Below are 20,538 nucleotides of genomic sequence, written 5' to 3'. Positions count from 1 at the left end.
TAGCATGGTTCGCGCTGTGATTGAAGATGACAGCGAAGTGGCGGCGAATAGTATCGACACCGAACACAGTGACGCGAAATGAGTGACCAAAGACCGACTTCGACCGTGAGACGGCGGACGGTTCTCGGATCGATCGGTGCCGGTGCGATCGCCGGTCTCGCGGGGTGCGGTTCGAGTAGCGGTGACGGCGACGAGGGCGGCACGACCGGCGGGACGGCGTCGAGTTCGACCGGCACGGCGTCGGGCGTGAAGGACTTCGGCGGGACCGAGATATCCGTCCTCCTCAACGGCGGGCCGATCCAGGAGGGGTTCCGGCAGATCGTCATCCCGCACGTCGAGGAGAAGTACAACATGACGATCAACAGCTCGGTCGCGTTCACGAGCGAGCAGATGTCGCAGGCGCGTTCGAATCCGAACAACCCTCCGGACGCGTTCAACATGGACGTCATCGGCGTCGCCGCGGGGAACCGCGAGGGGTGGCTCGAAGACCTCTCGGCACACGCCGACGCGCTCGCGAACTGGGACAGCATCCACCCGAAGCTCCGCCACGAGGACTACGGGCACGCCGGCGTCTCGTGGCAGATCGGTGAAGTCGGCCCCGTGCTCAACACCGGCACGGGCGTCTGGGACGCGGGGTCGCTTCCCGCCACGCAGGACGCGATCTTCCGAAACTGTCGAGACGTCTCGATGACGCCGTTCTCGTGGACGAACGGACCGTACACGCTCCTGCTCGCGTCCACCATCGCCACGGACAACGGCAAGGAGTACTTCCAATCGAGCGACGTCGACGTCGAGGCGGGGTTCGAGTACCTCCGAGAGACGCTCGCGCGGAAGAACACGACGACCATCACCGGCGAGTCACAGCTCCGAAACATGATCGGCTCCGGGAACGCCGACACCATCCCCAGCATCTACATGTTCGGGATGATCGACGTCTGGCAGAACGTCGACGACGTCACCTTCGCGCGGAACCTCGACCCGCTCTCCATCCCCATCGCGGAGTCGCTCGGCGTCGCCGCCGAGAGCGACAACAAGGAGGCCGCGCTCGCGTACGTCAACGAGGCGTTCGATCCCGAGATCCAGCGCCGGCTCTCGCAGTTCATGGGCACCGGTACGGCCGTCGAGGGGGTCGAGAACCAGCCGAAGGCCCGGGAGTTCGGCGCGCCGACCCCGGACGAGTTCGACAACCTCGTCTGGCCGGACTTCGACTACGTCTCGGAGAACCGCTCGCAGTGGAGCAACCGCTGGTCACAGATCTTCGGGTGAACGCATGAGCACCGACAGCCAGGGCCGCGTCGAGTACGCGGACGTCGTGAAGGAGTACGGCGACGTCACCGCGGTGAAGGAGGCGAGTTTCACCGTCGAGCCCGGCGAGTTCGTCGCGCTCCTCGGGCCCTCGGGCGCGGGCAAGACGACGCTCCTGCGGATCCTCGCCGGCTTCGAGGAGACGAGCGGCGGTCGCCTCACGCTCGACGGGCGCGACGTCGACGCCGTCCCGCCGCACGAGCGCAACACGGGGATGGTGTTCCAGTCGTACGCGCTCTTCCCGCACATGACGGTCCGAGAGAACATCGAGTTCGGCCTGAAGCGCAACGGCTTCGACGGCGACGAGATCGACGAGCGCGTCGAGACCGTGCTCTCGATGGTCGACCTAGCGGGGTACGGCGACCGGAAGCCCGCGAACCTCTCTGGCGGCCAGCAACAGCGCGTCGCGACGGCGCGCGCCGTCGCCATCGAGCCGAGGGTCCTACTGATGGACGAACCGCTCGGCGCGCTCGACAAGAAGCTCCGCGATCAGCTCCAAGTGGAGTTGACGGACCTCCAGAGCGACCTCGGCATCACGACCCTGTACGTCACGCACAACCAGTCCGAGGCGCTGACGATGGCGGATCGAATCGTCGTGATGAGTCAGGGGCGCATCGAGCAGATCGGCACGCCGACGGAGATCTACGACGCCCCCGCGACGCGGTTCGTCGCGGAGTTCATCGGCGACGCGAACTTCTTCGAGGGCGACCTCGACGCCGACGGCGAGTCGTTCACGACCGCCGGCGGGACGACGCTCGACGTGACGTACGATTCGGCACCGGCGGGGACGCCGTGCGCGTTCGTTCGTCCCGAGCGGATGGGTCTCGCCCCTCGCGGGGAGGGGGACGGCGCGAACGTCGTCGCCGGCACCGTCGAGAACGTCCGCTTCGTCGGATCGACGACGCAGTACTACGTGTCGACGGTCGACGGCCGACTCCTCGTCGAGCGGCAGAACCAACGCGTCGACGCGGCGTTCGCCGAGGGCGACGCCGTCGACGTGACGTGGGCGCTCGCGGACACGCGCGTCGTCACGGACGATCCGGCGGACGGAGCGTGAGCGCGGATGTCGATCATGAGTAAACGGTTCCGCAAGGGCGTCTCGAAGCGCCTCACGACGATGCTCGGTACGTACGGGGGGTCGCGCCACGCGAAGTGGCTCCTCCTCGCCCCGGCGCTGCTCGTGCTCGTCGGCCTGCTCTACGCGCCGACCGTGTTCATCCTCCAGGAGAGCGTCCGCGTCGGTTCGCACCTCGGTCTCACGCACTACGCGAGCGTCGTCGTGAGCGGCTACTACCGGTCGGTCGCCCTCCGCACGCTCGGGATCGGACTGCTCGTCACGCTCCTCACGTTCGCCCTCGGTTTCCCGCTCGCGTACGCGGCGGTCCGCGGGGGCCGCCTCCTCGGCGGCGCCATCGTCGTCGCGACGCTCGCGCCGCTCTCCGTCGACCTCGTCATCCGCACGTACGGGTGGTACATCCTGCTGGGGCAGGGTGGACCCGTGCCGAAGCTCCTCGTCGCGCTCGGAGTCGGCACGGTCGAGAGCCCGCCGCAACTGCTCTTCAACACCGCCGGTATCGTCGTCGGCCTCACGCACGTCCTCCTCCCGTTCATGGTGTTCCCGATCATGACCGTCCTCCACACGATTCCGAGGGAGTACGAGGAGGCCGCGCGCAACCTCGGCGCGAACCGCCTCGGGGTGTTCGCGCACGTCCTCCTTCCGCTCGCGCTCCCGGGGATCGCCGCGGGGATGCTCCTCGTCTTCACGAACAGCATCGCCGCGTACGTCACCCCGGCCATCCTCGGCGGGAGCACGCAGACGCTGGCGACCGAAATCACGTCGATCTTCACGACGACGAACGACTGGGGGCTGGGCTCCGCGCTCGCGGTGTTGCTGGTCGCCGTGGCCGTCTGCATCATCGTCGGCTATCAGCGGGCGATGGAGGCCGCGGGCGGCGCGATCGGCGGGACCGGGGGTGAGCGCTGATGGCGACCGCGAGCGAGGAGGACGACGGCAGTCGGCTGTCGGCCGGCGTCGGCACGGTCGCCGACTGGGCGTATCGACTGCTCGTCTACGGCGTCCTCCTGTTCACGGTCGCACCGCTCGTCGTCGTCGTCCTGCTCTCTTTCCGACCGAACCCCTACGGGAACTCGGTCTTCTCGGCCGGGTGGCCGTCGGCGACGTGGTACGCGAACCTCCCGGACCTCCTCGCCTCGCTCGGGTTCGCGAGCTCGCTGATCGCGAGCCTCAAGATCGCGGTCGTCACGACGATCCTGTCGCTCCTCATCGGCGGGCTGGCGGCGTACGCGATCGTACGCAAGGAGTTCAGCTACTCCTCGCTGCTCGAAACCGTACTGATCTCGCCGCTCGTCTACCCGTGGCTCCTGATGTCGCTCGCCATCCTGATGACGGCGTCCTACCTGAGCGGGGCGTTCGACGTCCGGATCTCGATGTCGTTCTGGACGCTGCTCGCCGGACACGTCCTCTTCACGTTCCCCTATCCGATCCGCACCATCGGGGCGGGACTCCAGAACTACGACGACGAACTCGACGAGGCCGCGCGCAACCTCGGTGCGACGCGCCTCGACACCGTCTGGAACGTCACCCTCCCGCTACTCCGCCCCGGGATCATCAGCGGCGCGGCGTTCGTCTTCATCCTCTCGTTCAATCAGTACATCATCTCGCTGTTCCTCTCCGGGACGAGCATCCAGACGGTGCCGCTCCTCATGTTCAACCTCATCAAGGCACAGAGCCCGCCACAGATCGCCGTGCTCGGGACGATGCTCATGGCCGGCATGGTCGCGTTGACGATCGTCGTCGAGTACGTCGCCGGAATGAGCCGTTACATATGACAGAGAGACGTACGCTCACCACGACGGACGCACCGGACACGGACACCCCCTACTCGCAGGGCGTGCGAGCCGGCGACTTCGCCTTCGTCTCCGGCTTCGGGCCCGTCGACCCGGAGACGATGGACGACGTCGAGGGCGACGTCGCCGCGCAGACGCACCGCTGTCTCGACAACGTCGAGGCGGTGCTCGCGGACGCGGGCGGGGGCCTCGCCGACGCGGTGAAACTCACCGTCTATCTCGACGACATGGACGACTACGACGCGGTCAACGAGGCGTACGCGGCGCGCGTTCCGGACGACGTCCCGCCCGCGCGCGTCTGCGTCGAGACGGCCCGCCTACCGGGCGACGTCGCGGTCGAGATCGACGCCGTCGACTACCTCTCCGGGGGCGACGGCGAGTAAGCGCGCTCGCGGAGTCATCGCCGGCCGGTACGCGGACGGCGACGCGGTCTCTTTCGTTCGACGGGCGACGCGAACCGCCACGGAGGGTCCGGGGCGATGGGTGCGGTGCGGGACGAGCGGAGAGCGAGACCAAGGAAAAAACGCCCGCTGGATGGGACTGACGGCGAGGGAGAGTGCAGATCAGGACGGCGAAGAGAGGGAGGAGAGTGCGAATCGGGACGGCGAAGGAGAGTACAGATCAGGGCGTCGAGAGCGACAGAGAGGTCGGGACGTTCAGGCGGTGGCGCCGCGTTCGGCCGTGACGTGGTCGATGGCCTCGCAGATGACGTCGAGTGCGGTGTCGGCCTGCGCCTCGGTGAGCACGAGCGGCGGGAGGAGGCGGAGGACGTTCCCGTGCGGGCCGGCCTTCCAGACGAGGACGCCGCGCTCGTAGCAGTACCGTTGGACGGCCTTCACGGCGTCCGCGGCGGGCGTTCCGTCTGGGTTCGTGAACTCGGCGCCGACGAACAGCCCCTTCCCGCGGACGTCGCCGACGAGCGGGGCGTTCACGTCGCGCAGGCGCCCGCGGATGTGGGCTCCGAGGTCGCGGGCGTGCGCGAGCAGGTCGTGTGCCTCGATGTACTCAATGGCGCGCGAGCCGGCGCGCATGGCGACGACGTGTCCCCGGTAGGTGCCGGCGTGATCGCCGGGGCCCCACGTGTCGAGGTCCTCGTGGTAGATCGTCGCGGAGAGGGGGAAGCCGACGCCGCCGAGCGCCTTCGCGGTGGTGACGATGTCGGGCGTCACGTCGTAGTGGTCGCTCGCCCACCACTCTCCCGTGCGGCCGAGGCCGGCCTGGATCTCGTCGACGACGAGCGGGAGGTCGTTGTCGTCGGCGATCTCGCGGAGGCCGGCGAGGAACCCCTCGGGGGGCGTGACGACGCCGCCCTCGCCCTGGATGGGCTCGACGAAGATGCCCGCGGGGTTCGTGAGGCCGCTGTACGGGTCCTCGACGATGGCGCGCACCTCTTCGAGCGAGCGCGCGACGGCCTCCTCGGGGGGCCGGTCCTGCGCGTAGGGATGGGGGTAGGGTGCGAACTCGACGTCACCGAGGAGCGGGGCGTAGGGCTCCTTGAAGTCCTTCTTGCCGGTGATGCTCATCGCGCCGCTGGTCGCGCCGTGGTAGGAGCCGCGGAAGGCGATGAGACCGTGGCCGCCGGTGTTGTACTTGGCGAGCTTGATCGCGGCCTCGATCGCGTCGCTCCCGGTGGGACCGCCGAAGACGACCTTGCTGTTGCCGGCGAGGTCGCCGGGCGCGCGCGCCTCGAGCTTCTCGATGAGGTCGAGACGCGGCTCGCTCGGGAAGTCGACGGTGTGGACGAGCTTGTCGGCCTGCTCGTGGACCGCCTCCATCACGTAGGGGTTGGCGTGGCCGACGTTCAGCACGCCGATACCGGCGAACATGTCGAGGAAGACGTTGCCGTCGACGTCCTTGATCGTCGCGCCCTTCGCCGCGTCGGGGACGAGCGGGATGTGGTCGGGGTAGGCGACCGCGTTCGAGTCGATCGCCTCCTGACGTTCGAGCAGGTCGCGTCCCTTCGGGCCGGGGAACTCCCCAACGTGCGGTGCGTCGTCGAAGTGGATGTCCTCGATCGGTGGTCCGACCATACGCGTTGTCACGCGGTACGACACCAAATAACTTATCCACAGATTCGAGAGACATCATACACAGATTCTGCGTACATACTTCGCACAGAGAGAGTCCCGTACACGAAAAGCGATTCGAAGAGACACGCAAAATGTTTAATAGCGGGATCGTCGAAGTGGAGACGAACGATACCGCATGGCACGAACCCCGTTCTCGCAGACAGAGTACGATCGGCGTCTCGAACGTACGCAGGAGCGACTCCGCGAGGAGGGCCTCGATGCGCTCGTCGTCGCCGATCCGGCGAACATGAACTACCTCTCAGGCTACGACGGATGGTCGTTCTACGTTCATCAGTGTCTCATCGTCACGCCGGAGCGCGATCCCGTCTGGATCGGCCGCGGACAGGACGCGAACGGCGCGCGGGCCACCGTCTGGCTCGACGACGACGACATCCTCGCGTACTCCGACGACCACGTCCACTCGCCGGTCGACAAGCACCCGATGGATTTCGTCGCGTCGGTGTTGGAGGAGATGGGACTCGCGGACGCGACGATCGGACTGGAGATGGACGCCTACTACTTCACCGCGAAGTCCTACACGCGCCTCCAGTCGAACCTCCCGGCGGCGACGTTCGAGGATCACACCCTCCTCGTCAACTGGGTGCGGGTGAAGAAGTCGGACGCAGAGATCGAGTACATCGAGCAGGCGACGGACATCTCGATGGCCGCGATGGACGCCGCGATGGACACGATCGCCGAGGGCGTCCCCGAGTCCGAGGTCGCCGCCGAGATCTACGAGACGCTCGTCGCCGGCACCGAGGCCTACGGCGGCGACTACCCCGCGATCGTTCCGCTGATGCCCTCGGGCGATCACACCGATACGCCACACCTCACGTGGACGGACCGGGAGTTCGAGGACGGCGACCCGGTCATCGTCGAACTCTCGGGCTGTCGACACCGCTATCACTCGCCGCTCGCGCGAACCGCGTTCGTCGGCGACCCGCCCGAGATCCTCACCGAGACGGCGGACATCGTCGTCGAGGGGCTGAACGCCGCGCTCGACGCCGCCGAGCCCGGCGTGACCGCCGAGTCCGTGGAGAAGGCGTGGCGGGACGTCATCGAACGCCACGGGATCGAGAAGACGTCCCGGATCGGCTACTCGATGGGGCTGGGCTATCCGCCGGACTGGGGCGAGCACACCGCGAGCCTCCGTCCGAAGGACGAGACGGTGTTGGAGGCGGGCATGACGTTCCACCTCATCCCCGGCATCTGGACGTCCGACGTCGGCTTCGAGCTCTCCGAGACCTTTCACGTCACGAAGAACGGCGCCGAGCGCTTCTCGACGTACCCGCAGCGGCTCTTCGAGCGCTGAGGATCAGTCCGAACCGCGAACGAGGTTCGTCAGGTCGTCGGCCGAGCCGCCCCGATCGAGGTGGCGGACGTTCTCGGCGACGACGTCGGCGAGGCGCTCCCAGTGCTTCGGCGTGTGACCACCGGTGTGGGGCGTGATGAGCGCGTTTTCGAGCGTCCAGAGCACGTGGTCCTCGGGGAGCGGCTCGGGGTCGGTGACGTCGAGGGCGGCGCCGCGGAGCGCTTCGGTCTGGAGGGCGGAGACGAGTGCGTTCGTGTCGACGAGGCCGCCGCGCGCGGCGTTCACGATCACGGCGTTCGGGTCGAGCGTGGCGAGTTCCGCCTCGCCGATGAGGCCCCGAGTCGTCTCGGTGAGCGGACAGGCGAGCACGAGGTAGTCGGTGCGCGCGAGCGCGGCGTGGAAGTCGCGCTCGTCGAAGCCGATGACCTCGTCGGTGGGCCCGCCCTTCGCGGGCGTGTAGCGCACGCCGATGGTGTCGACGCCGAACCCCCGGAGGCGCTCGACGACGCACTGGCCGATCGCCCCGAGGCCGACGACGGTGACGGTCTTGTCGGTGAGTTCGTCCGATTGGAAGTGGCGCCACTCGCGCTGTGCCTTGCGCCGCCAGGCCTCGTGGAGGCGACGGTCGAAGGTGAGGATGTGCCCGATGGCTTGCTCGGCGATCCCGGGCGCGTGGATGCCGCCGGCGTTCGTGACGGCGACACCGCGCGAGGCGAGGTCGTCGACGGGGACGTGATCGGTGCCGGCGAAGGTGCACGCGAAGAGATCGAAGGAGCCCGCGGCGTCGAGGACGCCGTCGTCGACGGTGATACCGGTGATGACGTCCGCGTCGGCGGCGAGCGCGCGTTCCTCGTGCGGGGTGCGGGCGTGCCCGATATCGTGGTCGGGGAGACGCTCGCGGAGTTCGTCGGCGTAGTCGGCCATCGAGAGCCCCTCGGTGCCTTCGCGGAGGACGAGTACGTCGCTCATCGTGTCGTCGGTACCGACTGTCACGAACGTCTTAAGCCTTTCTCGTAGATGGCGAATACGGTTTCCGTGTACATTTATTTGGGTCGACGCCGTTGGACACGCCGATGACGAGCGAGCACGTTCGCGGCCGGCTGAGCGAGGTCCGCCGGGCGTTCCACCGACACCCCGAGCCCGCGTGGTGTGAGTTCCGAACCACGTGTCGGCTCGTCGAGGAACTGCGGGGGATCGGCGTCGACGAACTGCACGTCGGGCGCGACGCGATCGCCGAGGACGAGCGCATGGCCGTCCCGGACGCCGACACGCTCGATCGGTGGTACGAGCGGGCGCGGGAGGCCGGTGTCGATCCGGGCGTCCTCGAACGACTCGTCGGCGGCTACACGGGCGCCGTCGCGGTGCTGGAGCGCGGCGAGGGACCGACGATCGGGCTCCGCGTCGACATCGACGGCCTCCACATCGAGGAAGCGGCGGGCGAGTCGCACGCGCCCGCGGCCGAGGGGTTCCGGTCGGAGACCGACGGAACGATGCACGCCTGCGGGCACGACGCCCACGTGACCGTCGGTCTCGGCGTCCTCGAAGCCGTGATGGCGAGCGAGTTCGCGGGGACGTTCAAGGTGTTCTTCCAGCCCGCGGAGGAGGAGTCCGGCGGCGGGAAGGCGATGGCGGAGAGCGAGCACATGGACGACGTGGACTGCCTCTTCGCGGTCCACGTCGGTCTCGGACACCCGACGGGCGAGGTCGTCGCGGGCATCGTCGAACCGCTGGCGATGGCGCACATCACCGCGACGTTCCACGGCGAGGCCGCACACGCCGGCAACGCGCCACAGGAGGGGCGAAACACGATCCAGGCCGCGTCGCGCGCGGTGAGCGACCTCTACGGCATCCCGCGGCACGCCGACGGGGCGACGCGCATGAACGTCGGGCGTATCGAGGGCGGGAGCGCGAGCAACGTCGTCGCGGACGAGACGACCGTCTGGGGCGAGGTGCGCGGCGAGACGACCGCGCTGATGCGCTACATGCAGGACGCCTTCACGCGGCGCGTCGAGGCGGCCGCCGCGGCCCACGGCTGTACGGTCGACGTCGACGTCGTGAGCGAGTCACCGCGCGCCGACAGCGATCCCGACCTGGCCGCGCTCGTCGCCGACGCCGCCCGCGGTCGCGCCGACGTCGACACCGTCCACGAGAGCGCGCCGTTCGGCGCGAGCGAGGACGCGACCTTCCTGATGCGACGCGTGCAGGAGGCGGACGGGCTCGCGACGTACGCCGTCGTCGGCACCGACCACCCGGGGGACCACCACACGCCCGCCTTCGACGTGGACGAACGAACGCTCGATACGGGCGTCGGCGTGCTCAGCGACGCCGTCCTCGCGGCGGCGGAGGACCACCGATGAGCGAGCGCGGGGACGGCGACCGCACCGCGGACGACGTCGTCACGCTCGCGGACATCGAGGACGCACGCGAGCGCATCGACGACGTGATCAACGACACGCCGCTCGATACCTCGCGGACGCTCGCGGAGCGGTCGGGAGCCGCCGCGGTCGGCCTCAAGCTGGAGAACATGCAGCGTACGGGCTCGTTCAAGATCCGCGGCGCGTACAACACGATGGCCCAGCTCCCCGAGTCGGCGCGCGAACGCGGCGTCGTCACGTCGAGCGCGGGGAATCACGCACAGGGCGTCGCTCACGCCGGGGAGCACCTCGGGATCGACACGACCATCGTCGTCCCGGAGGTGACGCCCGCGGCGAAGATCGACGCCACGCGGGGATACGGTGCGGACGTCGTCGTCCACGGCGACATCTACGAGCGCTCCTACGAGCACGCGCTCACGCTCGCCGAAGAGCACGGGTACACGTTCGTCCATCCGTTCGACGACGACGAGGTCATTGCCGGGCAGGGAACGATCGGCCTCGAACTCCGCGAGGAGTTCGGCGACATCGATACTGTCCTCGTCTCGATCGGCGGGGGTGGGCTCATCGCGGGCATCGCCACCGCGCTGACCGCCCACGACGACGTCCGCGTCGTCGGCGTCCAACCCGAAGGTGCTGCCCACGTGCCCCCGTCGCTCGAAGCCGGTGAGATCCGCGAACTCGGTGGCGTTGATACGGTCGCGGAGGGGATCGCGGACACCCGTCTCCTCGAACGCACGTGGGCGGTCGTCTCGGAGCGCGTCGACGACGTCGTCACGGTCAGCGACGCCGAGATCACGTGCGCGCTCGCAGTGCTCGCAGAACGCGTGAAGACCGTCGCGGAAACGGCAGGCGCGGCGCCCGTGGCGGCGCTTCTCGGCGACGACCTTGACGTCACGGGGGAACGTGTCGCCGCCGTCGTCTCCGGCGGGAACACTGACCTCACCGAACACGGCGAGCTCGTTCGGACGGGCCTGATGCATCTCGGCCGCTACACGGAAGCGCGCGTCGCCATTGCCGACTGGCCACACGGCCTCGACGCGCTCACCGACGCAATCTCGGACGCCGGCGCCGAACTCGACGACGTCGCCCGCCGGCGGCTGACGAGTGCGGACCACCCGAACCGGACCCCGGTCGCCGTCTCGCTCGCGGGGAGCGGACCCGCGCACCTCCGCGAGACCGTCGCCGCCGTCGATGCGACCGAGGGACTCGCCGTCGTCGAGCACTCGATCGGTGCCGGCGGCGAGACCGGAACGGGCGGCGGCGGGTGAAGGGGCGGTCGTCTCGCGTGGGAGCTACTTGGCCTGCAATAGCCACTTTATCTACGTTATGTACCGTAACTACCGTGAGTATCGTAACTACCTTAGCTAACTTAGGTAGCTTAGTTATACTAGAGGCGGCAGCGAACCGTCTCCGGGCTCGCTACACAGAGCGGGAAACCCGTTCCCGGGCGCGGAGGTCGTCCCCGCGCCGTCGGACACCGGCGTCCCGAACGGCGAGTCCGTGGGCGAACCTTTTAGCGCGGCCGCCGTGTACGACGTTCGTGATGACGGGTCCCATTCCGGTGACGATCGTGAGCGGCACCCTCGGCGCGGGAAAGACGACGCTGGTCAATCACGTCCTCGCAAATCAGCAGGGGTACGAGGTGGCGGTGATCGTCAACGACATGGGCGACGTCAACGTCGACGCCGAGCTCGTCGCCGACCGCGACGAGGAACGCGGCGTCGTCGACCTCTCCAACGGCTGTATCTGCTGTCGACTCCAAGACGACCTGCTCACCGAGGCCCAACGGCTCGCCGACGAACGCGACTTCGACTACCTCCTCGTCGAGTCCTCGGGCATCAGCGAACCCGTCCCCGTCGCGCGGGTCTTCCTCGACGGCACCGACGAGAGCGACGTCGATCCCGCCGAGCACTTCGAGCTCGACACGATGGTGACGGTGCTCGACAGCTACGGGTTCTGGAAGGAGTTCGACGCCGGCGCGACTCTCCCCGCTGGCGCGGACGCCGGCGACGACGAGCGCCCGCTCAGCGAGGTGCTCGTCGAATCCGTGGAGTTCTGCGACGTCCTCCTGCTCAACAAGTGCGACATGGTGCCCGACGAGACCCTCGACGAGATCGAGGCGGTCGTCCGCGAGCTCCAACCGCGCGCCGAGGTCGTACGCACCACGCACTCGGAGATCGATCCGGGCCGGGTCCTCGACACCGGGCGGTTCGACTACGACGAGGTGTCACGCTCGCAGGGGTGGAAACGGCACGCCGCCGAGGGCGGACACGCGCACGACGGCGAGAGCGCCGCCGAGCACCACGGCGTCTCCTCGTTCGTCTACCGGAGCGAGCGCCCGTTTCACCCCGATCGTCTCGCCGCCTGGCTCGACGATCCCGACCCCGGCGTGATTCGCGCGAAGGGATTCTGCCACGTCGCCGGCTCCGAGGACGTCCTCGGCGTCAGTCAGGCCGGCACCGCGGTACAGGCCGGCCCGCTCGGCGCGTGGGACGAGGACGACGAGCGCGAGACGCGACTCGTCTTCATCGGCCGTGAGCTGGACGAACGTCGCCTCCGGGCGGAGCTCGATGAGGCGCTGTGCGCGGACGACGAATCCCCCGTGACGTATCCGTTCCCGTTGTAAGCGCTGGTACGACCCGCGTCGTGGACATCCCGTCGAGACGGCTCGTCTCTAAACGTCGAGTTCCTCGCGCAGGTCGTCCCAGGACTCCTGAAAGCCGTGCGTCGACGTCGACTCGCCGACCATCGCCTCCTGGTAGAGGTCGTCGTACTCGAGTAACTGTCCCCACCCCCCGTCGTAGACGGCGCCACAGTAGATGCACATGCCTCCGTATACGCGGCGTACTAACTTAAACTCTCGCGGCACGGCGGAACCCGCAGAAGGGTCGGGCGTGTCGAGGCGAGGAGATGGGCGTCGACCGGTCGGAGTCGAGTGATCAGTCGTCCTCGAACTTCCGGCGGCGCGCGTCGAGGATCTTCTCGACGATCAAGTCGGTGACGTCGGGAATAGTCCGGGCGATCGCGTCGTCGAGCTCGCGATCGGTGACGTCTTTCACGCCGTGGTCGCGGAGCTTCCGCTTGATGACGAGCCACGCCGCACACCGCGCGAGGACCGGACCGCGCCACGCTCGATCGGCGCCACTCGCGGACATGGGCTCGTCCTCGGCGACAGTCTTGTTAGGTAAAAGCATTTCTACCGCGAGCGATCGATCCAACGGACCGACGGCTACGGCTCGGCTCGATTCGACAAGCGAGTCGACGATCCCGTGCCGTATACGGCCGGTAAAGTCGGTATACTCGCCCGATCGTCGCCGTGTTCCGTCGATATATCGGCGTCCGGAATCGAGTCGGCCGAGACGAGCAGTTCGAGACCGAAATCGACGTATCTGGCTATTTAGGGCAATAATCGGTCGTCTGGGTGGTCGGTCGAGGACGGTGCAACTGCGCGACGGAGATCGATATCGGACCGATTAGTATTGTTTCATATTTGCAATTCTCTCTGGTGGGTGGTCATTCCGTCGGCGACATCTGCGACCGACCGGATCCGGGTCGAGACGGAGCCGGGAGATCGGCGTGTCGACCAGTCGCCCGGACTGCTCGACGCACGGACGTGACGAGCGACCCAAGCTGTCGGCATCCCGGACGTCATCGATCGAGGTCGGCGACTGTATCGACATCGGCGTGGATTCCGGGGTCGTCGACGGCCACCCGAGCGACGGTCGAGGAGTCGAAGAGGGACCGGCCGCCGACGTCGCCGCTGAGCGCGTCGAACGAGCGGAGGGCGCGCGCGTCGAAGACGACCGGATTCCCGCGCCGTCCGTCGGTAACTGGGACGGTGATGGGCGCGTCGGTGTCCGTGGCGGCGTCGAGGAGACGGGCGTACGTCGGGGACTCGACCCACGGCATGTCGCCGAGCGCGAACAGGGCGCGTTCGCACTCGCGGTCGAGCGCGACGCGGGCACCGCGACGTGCGGAAGTGCTCTGGCCCACGTGGTACCGCTCGTTCCGGACGATCGTCACGTGATCGGTGACCGGCTCGAGCGCCGCACGCACTCGCTCGGCGTCGTGGCCGAGGACGACGACGGTCTCGTCGACCGGCGAGGCACGGAGACGGCGGGCGGCCCGTCGGACGATCGGCTCGCCGGCAACCGTCCGGCGGAGCTTGTTTCCGTCCTCGAAGCGTGAGCCGGTGCCGGCCGCGAGGAGGACGCCGATCGCGCTCACGTGATCTCGGGGCGCTCGTGGATCGGACCAGGGCGCTCGACGAGCCGGCCACCACTGCGGTCGTTGTGGACGGCGAGGAGTTCGCTGACGATGCTGAAGCCGATCGCAGTCGGCTCGTCGCCACCGAGATCGAGCCCACAGGGCGCGGCGATCCGCGCTTCGTCGGCCACGGTAAGCGACCGATCCATCGCCTCACGGAGTTCACGGAAGCGCGAGCGCGGCCCGAGCACGCCGACGTAGGGGACGTCGGTGTCGAGGAGGGCGTCGAGTGCGAGTCGATCGTCGAGAGCGTTGTGTGACATGAGGACGGCGTACGTGTGTTCGGGCACGTCGACGACGGCATCGAGGTCGGCGGGCCGCGTCGAGACGACGTCGTCCGCGCTCGGGAATCGATCGGCGTCGGCCTGCGCGCCGCGGGCGGTCGCGACCCGGACGCGGAAACCGGCGCGGGCGGCGAGCGACGCGACGGGGTTCACGTCTGGCTGGCCGCCGAAGACGAGCAGTTCGGGCGCGGGTAGCAGGCGGTTCGCGAAGACGCGGGCCGTTCCGGCTGCCGTCTCGACGTCGGTAGTGACCGCCACGTCCTCGGTCGCGTCGTCGAGACGTGACGCGACAGGTTCGACGACGGTGTCGGGAAGCGGGTCGCGGGCCGTCGATACGGTATCGTGACCGACGATATGCCGGTCGCCGACGGCGAGTGCGGGATCGGAAGACGCGACCACGGTGAATACCGTCACGGGACGGTTGGCGTCGAGTGCGTCGAGTACGGGCGTGAAGCTCGTGTCGAGCGGCTCAACGAGGACGTCGACGACCCCGTTACAGCCGAGCCCGAGGCCCCAGATATCGGCATCGTCGTCGCGGAGGTCGTAGGTGTGGAGACGGGAGCGTCCGTCGTCGATCGTCCGGCGGGCGGCGTCGACGACGGAGTCCTCGAGGCAGCCGGCCGTGACGGCGCCGTGACTGTCGCCGTCCGGGTCGACGACCATCCGCGCGCCCGGGCGCCGGTATCCGGAGCCCTCGACGTGGACGACGGTCGCGACGGCGGCGTCCGCAGCCGCGTCGACGTGCTCGCGCATCGACGTCCGAATGGTGCGCTGCGTCGCACTCCACGGATCGGTCGCTGGTCCCGTCATCGCTCACGGACCCCCACCGCGTCTTCGAGTGCCCGACGACAGTACGAGCGGACGAGGCGGCGCCGATAGCGCCCGGCGGCCGCGTCGTCGACGACGAGCGACGCGGGATCGACGTCCGCAAGCGCGGCGTCAGCTGCATCCGCCGCGGGGAGATCGTGCAGGGGCGCACCGACGAGGCGCGCCTCGACCGCGGAGAGACGGATCGGATACGCTCTCGCACCGTTCGCCGCGACGCGGGCGGACATCACGGTGCCGTCCGCGACGTCGAGCGCGACGGCGACGCTCACGACCGCGTACCCGGAGTACTCGGAGGTGCGGATGTAGCCGCTCCGATCGGCGTCGGGGAGCACGACCTCGGTGGCGAGTTCGTCGTCATCGAGCGCCGTGTGCCCCGAATCGCGGAACCAGTCGTCCGCGTCGATCGTCCGTGTCCCGTCGAGACTGCGGGCGGTGATGCGGCCGCCGAGCGCGAGGAACGCCGCGGGTGCGTCGTACTTCTGGTCGGCGAACACGAGGTTCCCGGCGATCGTCCCCTGGTGTTTCGCCTGGCGATCTCCGACCGAAGACGTGGCGAGCGCGAGCGCGCGAGCGTGTGTGCGGACCGCCGCCGAGTCCGCGATTTCGGCGTGCGTCGTCAGCGCGCCGACGCGCGTCTCGTCGTCGCCACGCGTGATCCCGGACAGTTCGTCGAGTCCCGCGATATCGACGAGCCGATCCGGCGACTCGACGCCGTCTTTCAACTCGGGGAGGAGGCTGTAGCCGCCCGCGATCACGCTCGCGTCGCGGGTAGCGGCGAGGAGGTCGAGCGCTTCCGCGACCGAGGTCGCGCGGACGCGTTCGCCAGCGTAGCGTGCAGGCATCTAAGGCTCCCCCTCCATGCCGGCCCAGACCTTCGCGGGCGTGACTGGGAGGTCGTCGATTCGGACGCCGACGGCGTCGCGGACGGCGTTCGCGATCGCGGGTGCGGGTCCGAGGACGGAGACCTCGCCGACGCTCTTCGCGCCGAACGGCCCCGTGGGCTCGTGCGTCTCGATCAACTCGACGTCGAGGTCGGGGAGGTCGGGCGCGTGAATCACCTCGTAGTCGCGGAGGCCGCGGTGCTCGGGGACGCCGTCCGCGTCGACCGAGAGCTCCTCGGAGACGGCTTGACCGAGCCCCATGACGGCGCCGCCGATCACCTGTCCGCGCGCGCCTTCGGGGTTGATCGCGGTGCCGCAGTCGACGGCGTTCGCGAGACGGACGACCTCGAACTCGCCGGTCCCGGTGTCGACGTCGACGACGGCGAGCTGCGCGGCGAACGGCTTCGGCGAGAGTGCGGTGAAGTGCCGGCCGCTCGCGGTGAGCCGACGCTTCGGACCCGCCTCCCCGATGAACGCTTCCTCCGCGAACTGGCCGAGCGACAGCGACTCACCACTCGGGAGTTGGAGGTCGCCCTCGACGAGCTCGATGGCGTCCGTGGGAACGTCGAAGCGCTCGGCGGCGAGGTCGCGGACCTGCACTGCGAGGTCGCGTGCGGCCTTCTCGGTGGCGTTCCCGCTCACGTACGTGGTGCTGCTCGCGTACGCACCGTTGTCCCACGGAGTCGCGTCGGTGTCGTCGGCTGTCACGTGGACGGAGTCGACATCGAGGCCGAAGACGCCGGCGGCGATCTGGGCCATCACGGTCTCCGAGCCCTGGCCGGTGTCGCCGATGCCGACGCGGACGGTGAGCGTGCCGTCCGTCTCGAGCGTGACGTGCGCGCGAGCGAACTCGCTGCTCGGCACGCCCGACTTCGCCATGGAGAGCGCGACGCCGTAGCCGCGCTGGTGGCGCTCATCGTCGGGCTCGTCGGGGCCGTCGTCCCAGTCGACGGCGTCGCAGACGCGATCGAGGCAATCGCCGACGCCGACGGACTCGAGGCGGCGTTTGCTCTCGCTGAACTCCGGCTCGAAGCTCTCGTCGCCCGCCTGAACGAGATTGTGCCGCCTGAGCTCGACGGGGTCCATCCCGATCGCGTCGGCGACCTCGTCCATGTGGCTCTCGATGCCGAACGTCCCCTGGACGGCGCCGTAGCCGCGCATCGCACCGCCGGGCGTGACGTTCGTGTAGACCGCGCGTCCGGTGAACAGCCGGTTCTCGCAGGGGTAGAGCGACATCGGCTCGTGCGCGGCGTTCGAGAGCACCGCGAAACCGTGACAGCCGTACGCGCCCGTGTTCGAGGTGACGTCGACGTGCATCGCGGTGATCGTGCCGTCGTCGCGGACACCGGTCTTGACTGTGACGTCCTGGGCGTGGCGGGTCTGGGAGGCGTGGAGGTCCTCCGAACGCTCGTTTCGGAGGCGGACCTTCTCGCCGGTCTCGAGCGCGAGCGCGGCCGCGAGGAACTGGACCGGGAGGACGTCCTGTCTGACGCCGAACCCACCGCCGACGCGGGGCTTGATGACGCGGACGTCCGTCCGGTTCAGGTCGAAGGCACGCGCGATGGTGTCTCGACAGATGTGCGAGACCTGCGTCGTCGTCCGAAGAGTGAGACGTTCGCGTTCGTCGATCCACGCGATCGCCGTGTTCACCTCGAGCGGGAGGTGTTGGACGACCTGCGTCTCGTACTCTCGTTCGACGACGGCGTCCGCCTCCTCGAAGCCGGCCTCGAGGTCCCCTTCCTCGTGGCGGGCCGCGCAGACGACGTTCCGCTCGGGGTCCGCGCCGTCCTGCTCGTTCTCGTACTCGTCAGGGTGAATCGTCGGTGCGTCCGGCTCCATCGCGGCGTCCGCGTCGAAGACGGCCTCACGGACGTCGTACTCGACGTCGATGGCGTCGACGGCGCGCTCGGCGGCTTCGGGGGTCCGCGCGGCCACGGCGGCGACGGGCTCACCGACGAAGCGCACCGTCTCGTTCAACACGCGTTCGTCGAACGGCGCGGGCGCGGGATAGGGGAAGCCGGTACGCGTGAATCGCCCCGCCGGGACGTCCTCGTGAGTGAGGACGGCCTGCACGCCCGGGATAGCTTCCGCGGTATCGGTGTCGATCGACTCGATACGGGCGTGGGCGTGCGGGCTACGGAGGACGTGTCCCGCGAGCGCGTTCTCGGTCGGGACGTCGTCGGTGTAGCGCGCGTTCCCGGTGACGAGCCCCCAGCCGTCGACCTTCTCGACGCTCTCGCCGACGGGAGCGTGGGCGTCGGCCGCGTTGTCGGGTGACGTCACCGTTCGACCTCCATCGGCTCCGCCCGGTCGAGTCGGGTGGCCGCATCACGGATCGCCTCGATCTGCTGGGCGTAGCCCGTGCAGCGACAGACGTTGCCGCTCAGGGCGTCAGCGATCTCGGCGTCGCTCGGATCGGTAGTCCGCTGGAGGAGGTGATAGGCGGCGACGAGGACGCCGGGAATACAGAAACCACACTGGGCCGCGCCGTGTTCGAGGAACTCCTCTTGGAGCGCGTGGAGGCCGTCATCGTCGAGGAGCCCCTTCACCGTCGTGACGTCCGCGCCGTCGCAGCGCGACGCCGGTGTGAGACACGCACGCGTTAACTCCCCGTCGCAGAGGACGTTGCACGACCCGCAGACACCCTCGTCGCAGCCGTTCTTCACCTCGTAGTGGCCGGCGTTCCGCAGGCTCTCGATGAGCGTCTCACCGCGCTCGGCGGCGAGAGTCACCGGTTCACCGTTGACTCGAACCGAAACGGTGCCGGCCGAACCGTCGTTTCCATCCATGACTCCTCATGCGTGGAGCTAGATCGGATTAAAACTTTGGATAAAAGACAAGATATCGAATAGACGAAAACGTTCAGACAACGAATTACCGCAGAGCATTCGATATCGGTCACGGGACGGTTCGAGCAGTAGAAAAGGCGATGCCGAGGTATCGAGAGGCTAACGGTCGCGTTCCCCCGAGCGCGATCAGGTGTTCGCAATGCACGAACGCGACGCTGTCCCGCGTATTCGCGGCGAGCGTCGGTGGAGATATCGTCCGCTGTTGTGTCACTAGCACTCACGGTCGGTGTGATACGGTGGGTTTACACAGATATATTTGTAATAGAGTCCGGACACCAGCCGCGTCGAGCCATTCGGACATTGCAAACGGTTCTCAGGCGTGGCTATTCATGTTCAGACTGACCTCGATGACGTTCACGGCGCGGGTGATGCGCTCCGGGAGGTCCTCGTGAAAGCGCTCGTCGCGCATGAAGCTCGCTGGACCGGAGACACTGAGCGACCCGAGCACCTCCCCTTTCGGGTTGCGGATCGGCGCACCGATCGCGCGGAACCCCTCGATTTCTTCACCGTCGTTGTACGCGTAGCCGCGCTCGCGGATCGCCTCGAGTTCCGCGAACAGGTCGTCGGGGTTCGTGATAGTGTTGTCCGTGCGCGCGGGAAGGCCGTGGCTCTCGACGATCTCCTCGACACGATCGCGGGGGAGGTAGGCGAGGATCGCCTTCCCGGACGCCGTATAGTGGAGGTGGTCGCGGTGCTGGGGCTTCTCGGACTGGTAGTCGTCGCTGATGCTCGTCTCCCCCTTCACCTGATAGAGGTTGATCCCGAAGCCGTTCTCCTCGGTGACGATGTGCGTGTACTGGCCGGTTTCCTCGGCGAGTTCGTCTACCTCGGGCTTCCCGTAGCGGTAGAGCGGACTCCGGTGACGGGCGTACTCACCGATCACGAAGAACTTGAACGCGATCTCGTACTCGCCGTCGCGCTGGACGAGAAAGCCGTTCTTCTCGAGTGTCTTGAGGTGGATGTAGGCCGTGCTCTTCGAGAGATCGAGGAGATCAGCCAGTTCCGTGACGCCGACGCTCCCGTGCTCGCGCACGGCCTCGACGACGTCCGCTGCCACTGAGACGGTCTTCAGCGTTCGTGGGCTGTCATCCGTATCACCCGCGGTCATATTCCACTCGAACGCCTCTACCCACATCAATGTTCGGCTATTTCAACCGTATCTCAATGAGTTCGAAACAAACAGGCGGTTATCTGGAGTGTTAGAAAAACACCTCGAAGTAGAATGGGGTCCAGACGCAGAGTCATCAGCGGTCCGCTCTTCGGTCCGAGATATGTGAACGGTGACGTGTTCAGGGGGACAGTCGAGCGCGTGATCCGCAGTATACGAGAGACGGATTCTCCGATCGGGAACCGGGTGACTACACAGCCAGGAGAGTGGGGGGACAGACGCTGCGTAAGACTTTTCAACTATTGGTAGAAAGTGGTCTAATGTGTTCAGAACGAAGTCAATCGTCGAAGTATTTGGGCATAATGATGAACAATCCGCATCTGATACGCGGAC

General features: G+C 67.9%; 19 protein-coding genes. 9 read left to right on the top strand and 10 right to left on the bottom strand.

From position 1 onward, the window contains the following. The first annotated feature begins 105 nt into the window (after positions 1 to 105). Genes J2754_RS13860 through J2754_RS13840 form a run of 5 tightly spaced genes read left to right on the top strand, consistent with a single transcriptional unit; the run spans position 106 to position 4,556 of the window. Positions 106 to 1,266, top strand: coding sequence for an extracellular solute-binding protein (locus J2754_RS13860; RefSeq protein WP_188879065.1), 1,161 nt, complete (start codon positions 106 to 108; stop codon positions 1,264 to 1,266). Positions 1,267 to 1,270: 4 nt separating this feature from the next. Next, complete coding sequence (locus J2754_RS13855; RefSeq protein WP_211087781.1) at positions 1,271 to 2,362, top strand: ABC transporter ATP-binding protein; 1,092 nt, start codon at positions 1,271 to 1,273, stop codon at positions 2,360 to 2,362. A gap of 15 nt (positions 2,363 to 2,377) precedes the next feature. Then, positions 2,378 to 3,289, top strand: coding sequence for an ABC transporter permease (locus J2754_RS13850; protein WP_211087780.1), 912 nt, complete (start codon positions 2,378 to 2,380; stop codon positions 3,287 to 3,289). Beyond that, complete coding sequence (locus J2754_RS13845) at positions 3,289 to 4,155, top strand: ABC transporter permease (RefSeq protein ID WP_211087779.1); 867 nt, start codon at positions 3,289 to 3,291, stop codon at positions 4,153 to 4,155. The genes J2754_RS13850 and J2754_RS13845 overlap by 1 nt, the downstream gene beginning before the upstream one ends. Then, positions 4,152 to 4,556 carry a RidA family protein gene (locus J2754_RS13840; RefSeq protein WP_211087778.1) on the top strand — a complete coding sequence of 135 codons (405 nt, stop codon included), beginning with the start codon at positions 4,152 to 4,154 and terminating at the stop codon, positions 4,554 to 4,556. The genes J2754_RS13845 and J2754_RS13840 overlap by 4 nt, the downstream gene beginning before the upstream one ends. A 273-nt stretch (positions 4,557 to 4,829) precedes the next feature. Here the strand turns inward: J2754_RS13840 and J2754_RS13835 are convergent, their stop codons facing one another. Further along, positions 4,830 to 6,203 carry an aspartate aminotransferase family protein gene (locus tag J2754_RS13835; RefSeq protein WP_211087777.1) on the bottom strand — a complete coding sequence of 458 codons (1,374 nt, stop codon included), beginning with the start codon at positions 6,201 to 6,203 and terminating at the stop codon, positions 4,830 to 4,832. A gap of 175 nt (positions 6,204 to 6,378) precedes the next feature. Between J2754_RS13835 and J2754_RS13830 the strand changes: the two genes are divergently transcribed. Continuing rightward, positions 6,379 to 7,554 carry a M24 family metallopeptidase gene (locus J2754_RS13830; protein ID WP_211087776.1) on the top strand — a complete coding sequence of 392 codons (1,176 nt, stop codon included), beginning with the start codon at positions 6,379 to 6,381 and terminating at the stop codon, positions 7,552 to 7,554. Positions 7,555 to 7,557: 3 nt separating this feature from the next. Here J2754_RS13830 and J2754_RS13825 read toward each other — a convergent pair whose 3' ends face one another. Continuing rightward, positions 7,558 to 8,523: a D-2-hydroxyacid dehydrogenase gene (locus J2754_RS13825; protein ID WP_211087803.1), complete on the bottom strand. Its 966-nt coding sequence runs from the start codon at positions 8,521 to 8,523 to the stop codon at positions 7,558 to 7,560. A 104-nt stretch (positions 8,524 to 8,627) separates the two neighbouring features. Here J2754_RS13825 and J2754_RS13820 point away from each other — a divergent pair, with 104 nt between their 5' ends. The 3 genes from J2754_RS13820 (at position 8,628) to J2754_RS13810 (ending at position 12,555) form a co-directional block, all read left to right on the top strand. After that, the gene (locus J2754_RS13820; protein WP_211087775.1) at positions 8,628 to 9,911 is read left to right on the top strand and encodes an amidohydrolase; all 1,284 of its coding nucleotides are present in this window, start codon (positions 8,628 to 8,630) and stop codon (positions 9,909 to 9,911) included. Continuing rightward, a complete protein-coding gene (gene ilvA, locus J2754_RS13815; RefSeq protein ID WP_211087774.1) occupies positions 9,908 to 11,197 on the top strand; it encodes a threonine ammonia-lyase in 1,290 nt (429 codons plus the stop codon). The genes J2754_RS13820 and ilvA overlap by 4 nt, the downstream gene beginning before the upstream one ends. A 275-nt stretch (positions 11,198 to 11,472) precedes the next feature. Beyond that, positions 11,473 to 12,555 carry a CobW family GTP-binding protein gene (locus J2754_RS13810; RefSeq protein ID WP_211087773.1) on the top strand — a complete coding sequence of 361 codons (1,083 nt, stop codon included), beginning with the start codon at positions 11,473 to 11,475 and terminating at the stop codon, positions 12,553 to 12,555. A gap of 48 nt (positions 12,556 to 12,603) precedes the next feature. On the opposite strand, the gene J2754_RS13805 is transcribed toward J2754_RS13810, so the two are convergent. The 8 genes from J2754_RS13805 to J2754_RS13770 all read right to left on the bottom strand — a co-directional run bounded on the left by J2754_RS13805 (position 12,604) and on the right by J2754_RS13770 (position 20,145). Continuing rightward, the gene (locus J2754_RS13805; protein ID WP_188879079.1) at positions 12,604 to 12,756 is read right to left on the bottom strand and encodes a hypothetical protein; all 153 of its coding nucleotides are present in this window, start codon (positions 12,754 to 12,756) and stop codon (positions 12,604 to 12,606) included. Between the two features lie 112 nt (positions 12,757 to 12,868). Next, on the bottom strand, positions 12,869 to 13,084 hold the full coding sequence (locus J2754_RS13800; protein WP_188879080.1) for a hypothetical protein: 216 nt from the start codon (positions 13,082 to 13,084) through the stop codon (positions 12,869 to 12,871). Positions 13,085 to 13,577: 493 nt separating this feature from the next. Then, entirely contained in the window at positions 13,578 to 14,156 is a 579-nt protein-coding gene (locus J2754_RS13795) for a nucleotidyltransferase family protein (protein WP_188879081.1), read from the bottom strand. Then, complete coding sequence (locus tag J2754_RS13790) at positions 14,153 to 15,289, bottom strand: XdhC family protein (protein ID WP_211087772.1); 1,137 nt, start codon at positions 15,287 to 15,289, stop codon at positions 14,153 to 14,155. The genes J2754_RS13795 and J2754_RS13790 overlap by 4 nt, the downstream gene beginning before the upstream one ends. Further along, positions 15,286 to 16,149 (bottom strand): FAD binding domain-containing protein, encoded by an 864-nt coding sequence (locus J2754_RS13785; protein WP_188879083.1) that lies wholly within the window; start codon positions 16,147 to 16,149, stop codon positions 15,286 to 15,288. The genes J2754_RS13790 and J2754_RS13785 overlap by 4 nt, the downstream gene beginning before the upstream one ends. Then, positions 16,150 to 18,471: a xanthine dehydrogenase family protein molybdopterin-binding subunit gene (locus J2754_RS13780; protein ID WP_211087771.1), complete on the bottom strand. Its 2,322-nt coding sequence runs from the start codon at positions 18,469 to 18,471 to the stop codon at positions 16,150 to 16,152. Then, positions 18,468 to 18,977 carry a (2Fe-2S)-binding protein gene (locus J2754_RS13775; protein ID WP_211087770.1) on the bottom strand — a complete coding sequence of 170 codons (510 nt, stop codon included), beginning with the start codon at positions 18,975 to 18,977 and terminating at the stop codon, positions 18,468 to 18,470. Before J2754_RS13775 ends, J2754_RS13780 begins: the two co-directional genes overlap by 4 nt. Positions 18,978 to 19,350: 373 nt before the next feature. Further along, positions 19,351 to 20,145, bottom strand: a complete 795-nt coding sequence (locus J2754_RS13770; RefSeq protein ID WP_188879088.1) for an IclR family transcriptional regulator — start codon at positions 20,143 to 20,145, stop codon at positions 19,351 to 19,353. Between the last annotated feature and the right edge of the window lie 393 nt (positions 20,146 to 20,538).

The organism is Halarchaeum nitratireducens (assembly GCF_017874695.1).
GTDB lineage: Archaea > Halobacteriota > Halobacteria > Halobacteriales > Halobacteriaceae > Halarchaeum > Halarchaeum nitratireducens.
Note: the sequence above shows the minus strand (reverse complement) of the source record. Positions and strands in the feature narration are given on the sequence as shown.

Coding starts and splice junctions, on each gene's coding strand:
- J2754_RS13855 (WP_211087781.1), top strand. CDS start 1,271: ATGAGCACCGACAGCCAGGGCCGCGTCGAGTACGCGGACGTCGTGAAG.
- J2754_RS13770 (WP_188879088.1), bottom strand. CDS start 20,145: ATGACCGCGGGTGATACGGATGACAGCCCACGAACGCTGAAGACCGTC.
- J2754_RS13790 (WP_211087772.1), bottom strand. CDS start 15,289: ATGACGGGACCAGCGACCGATCCGTGGAGTGCGACGCAGCGCACCATT.
- J2754_RS13840 (WP_211087778.1), top strand. CDS start 4,152: ATGACAGAGAGACGTACGCTCACCACGACGGACGCACCGGACACGGAC.
- J2754_RS13845 (WP_211087779.1), top strand. CDS start 3,289: ATGGCGACCGCGAGCGAGGAGGACGACGGCAGTCGGCTGTCGGCCGGC.
- J2754_RS13785 (WP_188879083.1), bottom strand. CDS start 16,149: ATGCCTGCACGCTACGCTGGCGAACGCGTCCGCGCGACCTCGGTCGCG.
- J2754_RS13810 (WP_211087773.1), top strand. CDS start 11,473: ATGACGGGTCCCATTCCGGTGACGATCGTGAGCGGCACCCTCGGCGCG.
- ilvA (WP_211087774.1), top strand. CDS start 9,908: ATGAGCGAGCGCGGGGACGGCGACCGCACCGCGGACGACGTCGTCACG.
- J2754_RS13800 (WP_188879080.1), bottom strand. CDS start 13,084: ATGTCCGCGAGTGGCGCCGATCGAGCGTGGCGCGGTCCGGTCCTCGCG.
- J2754_RS13805 (WP_188879079.1), bottom strand. CDS start 12,756: ATGTGCATCTACTGTGGCGCCGTCTACGACGGGGGGTGGGGACAGTTA.
- J2754_RS13775 (WP_211087770.1), bottom strand. CDS start 18,977: ATGGATGGAAACGACGGTTCGGCCGGCACCGTTTCGGTTCGAGTCAAC.
- J2754_RS13850 (WP_211087780.1), top strand. CDS start 2,378: ATGAGTAAACGGTTCCGCAAGGGCGTCTCGAAGCGCCTCACGACGATG.
- J2754_RS13820 (WP_211087775.1), top strand. CDS start 8,628: ATGACGAGCGAGCACGTTCGCGGCCGGCTGAGCGAGGTCCGCCGGGCG.
- J2754_RS13830 (WP_211087776.1), top strand. CDS start 6,379: ATGGCACGAACCCCGTTCTCGCAGACAGAGTACGATCGGCGTCTCGAA.
- J2754_RS13825 (WP_211087803.1), bottom strand. CDS start 8,523: ATGAGCGACGTACTCGTCCTCCGCGAAGGCACCGAGGGGCTCTCGATG.
- J2754_RS13835 (WP_211087777.1), bottom strand. CDS start 6,203: ATGGTCGGACCACCGATCGAGGACATCCACTTCGACGACGCACCGCAC.